Source organism: Streptomyces botrytidirepellens (genome assembly GCF_003721215.1).
GTDB classification, from domain to species: Bacteria; Actinomycetota; Actinomycetes; order Streptomycetales; family Streptomycetaceae; genus Streptomyces; species Streptomyces himastatinicus.
Genome location: NZ_RIBZ01000642.1, coordinates 1 through 5,360 on the forward strand (window position 1 = coordinate 1; position 5,360 = coordinate 5,360).

Here is a 5,360-nt window from a genome sequence, read left to right on the forward strand (position 1 = left end):
CCTTCCGGCCCCGCCGGAGACGCCTTCGGGCGCCTCCGGCGGGGCCGCCGCGTTATCGCGCGGGCGTCAGGCGAAGCGGTGCGCCCCCGAGGGCGTCACCGCCGCGTGCACCGGCCGGTCGTGGGGTTCCTCCGGGACCGCGTCCAGCAGTTCGCCGTCGTACAGCAGCACCACCAGCGCGGGATCGGTCCCGGCCCGCGCCAGCCGGGCCAGCACCCGGTCGTACGAACCGCCGCCGCGCCCCAGCCGCATACCGCGCCGGTCCACCGCGAGCCCCGGCAGCAGGACCGCGTCCGCCCGGGTGACCGCCTCCGGGCCCAGCCGCGGCCCGCCGGGCTCCATCAGGCCCCGACCGGCGCTCACCAGCCCGTCCGGGCCCTCGTCCGCGCCCCAGTCGAGATCGTTGTCCGGCAGCAGGACGGGGAGCAGCACCCGTATGCCCCGCGCGCGCAGCGCTTCCCGCAGCGCGCGCGTACCGGGTTCGCGCCCCACCGAGACATAGGCCGCCACGGTGCTCGCCCGGGCCAGCTCCGGCAGCTCCAGTGCACGACACGCCAGTGAGGCTCCGGCTTCCTCGATGTCATCCGCCGTCAACCCGGACCTCATCGCCAGGAGACGTCTCCGCAATGCGGGCTTACTAGCGTCGGTGGTGCTCACTGAGTGCACATACTTCCTGTCTCATGTCATATTCACCGTATCCTCATCAATCGCCTGAAAGGCACCGGATAAGGTTCGGGACATGACTCAATCGCGTACTCGGATCAGCAAGGCTGTCATCCCTGCTGCGGGCCTCGGAACCCGCTTCCTCCCGGCCACCAAGGCCACCCCCAAGGAGATGCTGCCGGTCGTCGACAAGCCGGCGATCCAGTACGTCGTCGAGGAAGCCGTCACCGCCGGCCTGTCCGACGTCCTTATGATCACCGGTCGCAACAAGCGGCCCCTGGAAGACCACTTCGACCGCAACTACGAGCTCGAAGAGGCTCTGACCCGCAAGGGCGACGAGACCCGCCTCGCCCGCGTCCAGGAGTCCAGCGACCTGGCGACCATGCACTACGTCCGGCAGGGCGATCCCAGGGGCCTCGGCCACGCCGTGCTCTGCGCCGCCCCGCACGTAGGTGACCAGCCCTTTGCCGTCCTCCTCGGCGACGACCTCATCGATGCCCGTGACCCGCTCCTGGCCCGGATGGTCGAGGTGCAGGAGCAGCACGGCGGCAGTGTCATCGCCCTGATGGAGGTGGATCCCGCGCAGATCCACCTCTATGGCTGCGCCGCCGTGAAGCCCACCCTGGACGAGGGCGTCGTCCAGGTCACCGGACTGGTCGAGAAGCCCGACCGGGCCGACGCGCCCAGCTCCTACGCGGTCATCGGCCGCTATGTGCTGGATCCGGCCGTCTTCGACGTGCTGCGCCGCACCGAGCCCGGCCGCGGCGGCGAGATCCAGCTGACCGACGCGCTCCAGGCGCTCGCCGCGGATCCGGACCTCGGAGGCCCGGTGCACGGCGTCGTCTTCAAGGGACGGCGGTACGACACAGGCGACCGTGGCGACTATCTGCGTGCCATTGTCAGACTCGCGTGCGAACGTGAAGACCTGGGCCCGGAGTTCCGGGAATGGCTTCGCAGTTACGTCACCGAGGAGATGTAGCACTTTGAGCAGCACCGCGGCACGGGCCGCCGATCAGGGCACGGGCGAGGGCCGGGAGCGTCACCGGGTCTGGTCGGTGGCCGAGCACCTCGACGACATCCTCGGGCACATCCACCCGCTGGATCCCATCGAGTTGCAGCTGCTGGACGCCCTGGGCTGCGTCCTGGTCGAGGACGTCACCGTGCCCGCTGCCCTCCCGCCCTTCGACAACAGCGCGATGGACGGCTATGCCGTCCGCACGGCCGATGTCGGGGCGGCGACGGGGGAGCATCCCGCGGTGCTGACGGTCGTCGGGGACATCGCGGCGGGCAGCGGCGAGCTGCCCGCCGTCGGCCCCGGCGAGGCCGCCCGGATCATGACCGGCGCCCCGCTGCCGCCCGGCGGCCAGGCCGTCGTCCCGGTCGAGTGGACCGACGGCGGCCTGGACAACGGGCCGGTCAGCGGCATGCCCGCCCGCAGTTCGGATCCGCACGGCGGCAGCGGCCTGGTGCGGGTCTTCCGGCCGGTCCGGGACGGGCAGCATGTGCGAACCCGGGGCAGCGACGCGGGGGCGGGGGAGCTGGCGCTGAGCGCCGGCACGGTCCTCGGGGCGGCGCAGATCGGGCTGCTGGCCGCCATCGGCCGGTCCACGGTCAGGGTCCGGCCGCGGCCCCGCGTCGTGGTGCTGTCCACCGGCAGCGAGCTGGTCCAGCCCGGTGAGGAGACCGGTCCCGGCCGCATCTACGACTCCAACAGCTACCAGCTCACCGCCGCCGCGCAGGAGGCCGGGGCGATCGCCTACCGGGTGGGCTCGGTCGCCGACGACGCCGAGACGCTGCGCGCCACCGTCGAGGACCAGCTGAGCCGCGCCGACATCGTCGTCACCAGCGGCGGAGTCAGCGTCGGCGCGTACGACGTGGTCAAGGAGGCGATGCACGAGGTCGAGTTCCGGACGCTGGCCATGCAGCCCGGCAAGCCCCAGGGCTTCGGGCGGGTCGGCTCCGACCGGACCCCGCTGCTCGCCCTCCCCGGCAATCCGGTCAGTTCGTATGTCTCCTTCGAGCTGTTCGTCCGGCCGGTGATCCGCACCATGCTGGGCGCGGGCCTGGTCCACCGCACCACCGTGCGGGCGGTCTGTCCCGACGGGATCGCGTCCTCGCCGGAGGGCCGTCGCCAGTTCCTGAGGGGCTGGTACGAGTCGGCGGCGCCGGGCCAGCCGGGCACGGTTGCCCCGGTGGGCGGCGCCGGATCGCATCTGATCAAGGCCCTCGCCCGGGCCAACGCGCTGATCGTGATCCCCGAGGACGTGGCCGAGGTCGCCCCCGGGGCCGAGGTGGACGTCGTCCTTCTCGCCTAGCCGGGGCCTACGGCGGGTACGGTGTCGTCGCACAGAGCCACCTGGCCCGGACCGGGAGAACGATGAGCAGCGCCCAGGACCACCTCACCCATCTCGACTCGGCGGGCGCGGCGCGCATGGTCGACGTCTCGGCCAAGGACGTCACCGCGCGCACCGCCCGCGCGAGCGGCCGTGTGCTGGTCGCGCCGCGCGTCGTCGAACTGCTCCGGGGCGAGGGCGTCCCCAAGGGCGACGCCCTCGCGACCGCCCGGATCGCGGGCATCATGGGCGCCAAACGCACCCCGGACCTGATCCCGCTGTGCCATCCGCTCGCCGTGTCGGGCGTGAAGGTCGACCTGTCGGTCGCCGACGACGCGGTCGAGATCATCGCCACGGTGAAGACCACCGACCGTACGGGCGTCGAGATGGAGGCCCTGACGGCGGTCTCGGTCGCCGCCCTGACGGTGATCGACATGGTCAAGGCCGTCGACAAGGGCGCGGTCATCACCGACGTGCGGGTGGAGGAGAAGACCGGCGGGAAGTCCGGCGACTGGAGCCGGGAATGACCGCCCCCGCCGCCCCTACCGGCCCTGACGCCCCTGATGACGCTCCGCGGTACCGCGCCCTGGTCGTCACGGCCTCCAACCGCGCCGCCGCCGGCGTCTACCCGGACAAGGGCGGCCCACTGATCGCCGAGGGGCTGACCGCGCTCGGCTTCGCCGTCGACGGCCCGCGCGTGGTCCGCGACGGAGACCCGGTGGAGGCCGCACTGCGGGATGCGGTGGTCGCCTCGTACGACGTCGTCGTGTCCACCGGCGGCACCGGCCTCACCCCGATGGATCGCACCCCCGAGGCCACCCGCCGGGTCCTGGACTACGAGATCCCCGGCATCGCGGAGGCCATTCGCGCCGAAGGGCTCGCGAAGGTGCCCACCGCGGCGCTTTCCCGGGGCCTGGCCGGGGTCGCCGGGACGACCCTGATCGTCAACCTGCCCGGCTCGACCGGAGGCGTCCGCGACGGCCTCGCGGTGCTCGGGCGGCTCCTGACGCACGCGGTCGACCAGATCCACGGCGGCGACCACCCCCGCCCCACCGGCCCCGCCGATGCGGCCGGTGCAGCCGACGCCGCCGATCCCGCAGCCGATACCGCCGGTCCTGCCGGTCCCGCCGGGAGCGCGAGCTGAACGCGCCCTGGCCGGTCGTGCTGGCGGACGGAGACACGGTCCTGCGTCCCATAAAGCTGCGCGACCAGCGCGCCTGGCGCGAGGTCAACCAGCGCAACCGGGAGTGGCTGCGGCCCTGGGAGGCGACCATTCCGCCGCCCGCGCCCGGCGGCCCCGTCACCCAGCGGCCCACTTACCGGCAGATGGTGCGCCATCTGCGCGCCGAGGCGCATTCCGGGCGGATGCTGCCGTTCGTCATCGAGTACCAGGGGCGGCTGGCCGGGCAGTTGACGGTCGCCGGGATCACCTGGGGCTCGATGTGCTCGGGTCACATCGGCTACTGGGTCGATCAGGCGGTGGCCGGCCGCGGCGTCATGCCGACCGCGGTCGCGCTCGCCGCCGACCACTGCTTCCGCACGGTCGGGCTGCACCGCATCGAGGTGTGCATCCGTCCGGAGAACCTGCCGAGCCGCCGGGTGGTGGAGAAACTCGGATTCCGCGAAGAGGGGCTGCGGCCGCGCTATCTGCACATCGACGGCGCATGGCGCGACCATCTGGTCTTCGCGCTCACCGTGGAGGAGCTGTCGGAGGGGCTGCTCTCCCGGTGGCACCGGACCCGACCAGGGGCATCGCAGAAATAAAAACTCTGTTCGATTACATTCGACGCATTCCCGGCCTGGTCATCCCAACAATCACAAAAAACTTTCGAGATATCAGCCAGATCGTGCGACACACCGCGCCAATTGGCAGATGGCCTCATGCGGACCCCTCTACCGTGTGAGCGTGAGCAGCAGTGGCCTCATCTACGCAGTCATCGTCGGGGCCTGGGCCGCCTATTTGGTGCCGATGTGGCTCCGTAGGCAGGACGAGCTCAATGAGGCCCGTCCGACGGAACGCTTCAGCACCGCCATCCGGCTGCTGTCCGGACGGGCGGGCATGGAGCGCCGTTACGCCAAGGGGCTTGAGGACCGAGAGCGCCCGGGGACCCCGGATGACCAGGCGGTACCCACCGCCCAGGACGCGGACGCCCCCGACGCCGGGGGTCGCTCCGGCGACCCGGAGCGCTTCTCCGCCGACCCGGAAGCCGTCACCGACGCGGTCGACGTCCGGGCCTTCGCCGAACCCGTGACCTTGCTCGCGCCCGCGCCCGGTGATCCGGACGGGCCGCCGGTGGGCGACGGGGCCGCGGCCCCGGCCGCTCCGGCCGCCTCGACCGGCCTCAGCGCGCTGGAGCGCGGGCG

The 5,360-nt window shown here is 72.4% G+C and carries 6 protein-coding genes and 1 pseudogene; 6 read left to right on the forward strand and 1 reads right to left on the reverse strand.

The features are described 5' to 3' along the window. Positions 1-66: 66 nt before the first annotated feature. Complete coding sequence (locus EEJ42_RS34465; protein WP_123106077.1) at positions 67-666, reverse strand: 5-formyltetrahydrofolate cyclo-ligase; 600 nt, start codon at positions 664-666, stop codon at positions 67-69. Positions 667-739: 73 nt separating this feature from the next. Here EEJ42_RS34465 and galU point away from each other — a divergent pair, with 73 nt between their 5' ends. The 6 genes and pseudogenes from galU to EEJ42_RS34495 all read left to right on the forward strand — a co-directional run. Then, positions 740-1,642 carry a UTP--glucose-1-phosphate uridylyltransferase GalU gene (galU, locus tag EEJ42_RS34470; protein ID WP_009715568.1) on the forward strand — a complete coding sequence of 301 codons (903 nt, stop codon included), beginning with the start codon at positions 740-742 and terminating at the stop codon, positions 1,640-1,642. A gap of 4 nt (positions 1,643-1,646) precedes the next feature. After that, positions 1,647-2,978, forward strand: coding sequence for a molybdotransferase-like divisome protein Glp (gene glp, locus EEJ42_RS34475; RefSeq protein ID WP_123106079.1), 1,332 nt, complete (start codon positions 1,647-1,649; stop codon positions 2,976-2,978). A gap of 62 nt (positions 2,979-3,040) precedes the next feature. Then, the gene (gene moaC / locus EEJ42_RS34480; RefSeq protein ID WP_123106081.1) at positions 3,041-3,523 is read left to right on the forward strand and encodes a cyclic pyranopterin monophosphate synthase MoaC; all 483 of its coding nucleotides are present in this window, start codon (positions 3,041-3,043) and stop codon (positions 3,521-3,523) included. Beyond that, the gene (locus EEJ42_RS34485; protein WP_123106083.1) at positions 3,520-4,140 is read left to right on the forward strand and encodes a MogA/MoaB family molybdenum cofactor biosynthesis protein; all 621 of its coding nucleotides are present in this window, start codon (positions 3,520-3,522) and stop codon (positions 4,138-4,140) included. Before moaC ends, EEJ42_RS34485 begins: the two co-directional genes overlap by 4 nt. Further along, complete coding sequence (locus tag EEJ42_RS34490) at positions 4,137-4,760, forward strand: GNAT family N-acetyltransferase (protein WP_123106085.1); 624 nt, start codon at positions 4,137-4,139, stop codon at positions 4,758-4,760. Before EEJ42_RS34485 ends, EEJ42_RS34490 begins: the two co-directional genes overlap by 4 nt. 142 nt (positions 4,761-4,902) lie before the next feature. Further along, a pseudogene (locus tag EEJ42_RS34495) lies at positions 4,903-5,360 on the forward strand (hypothetical protein); the annotation flags it as partial.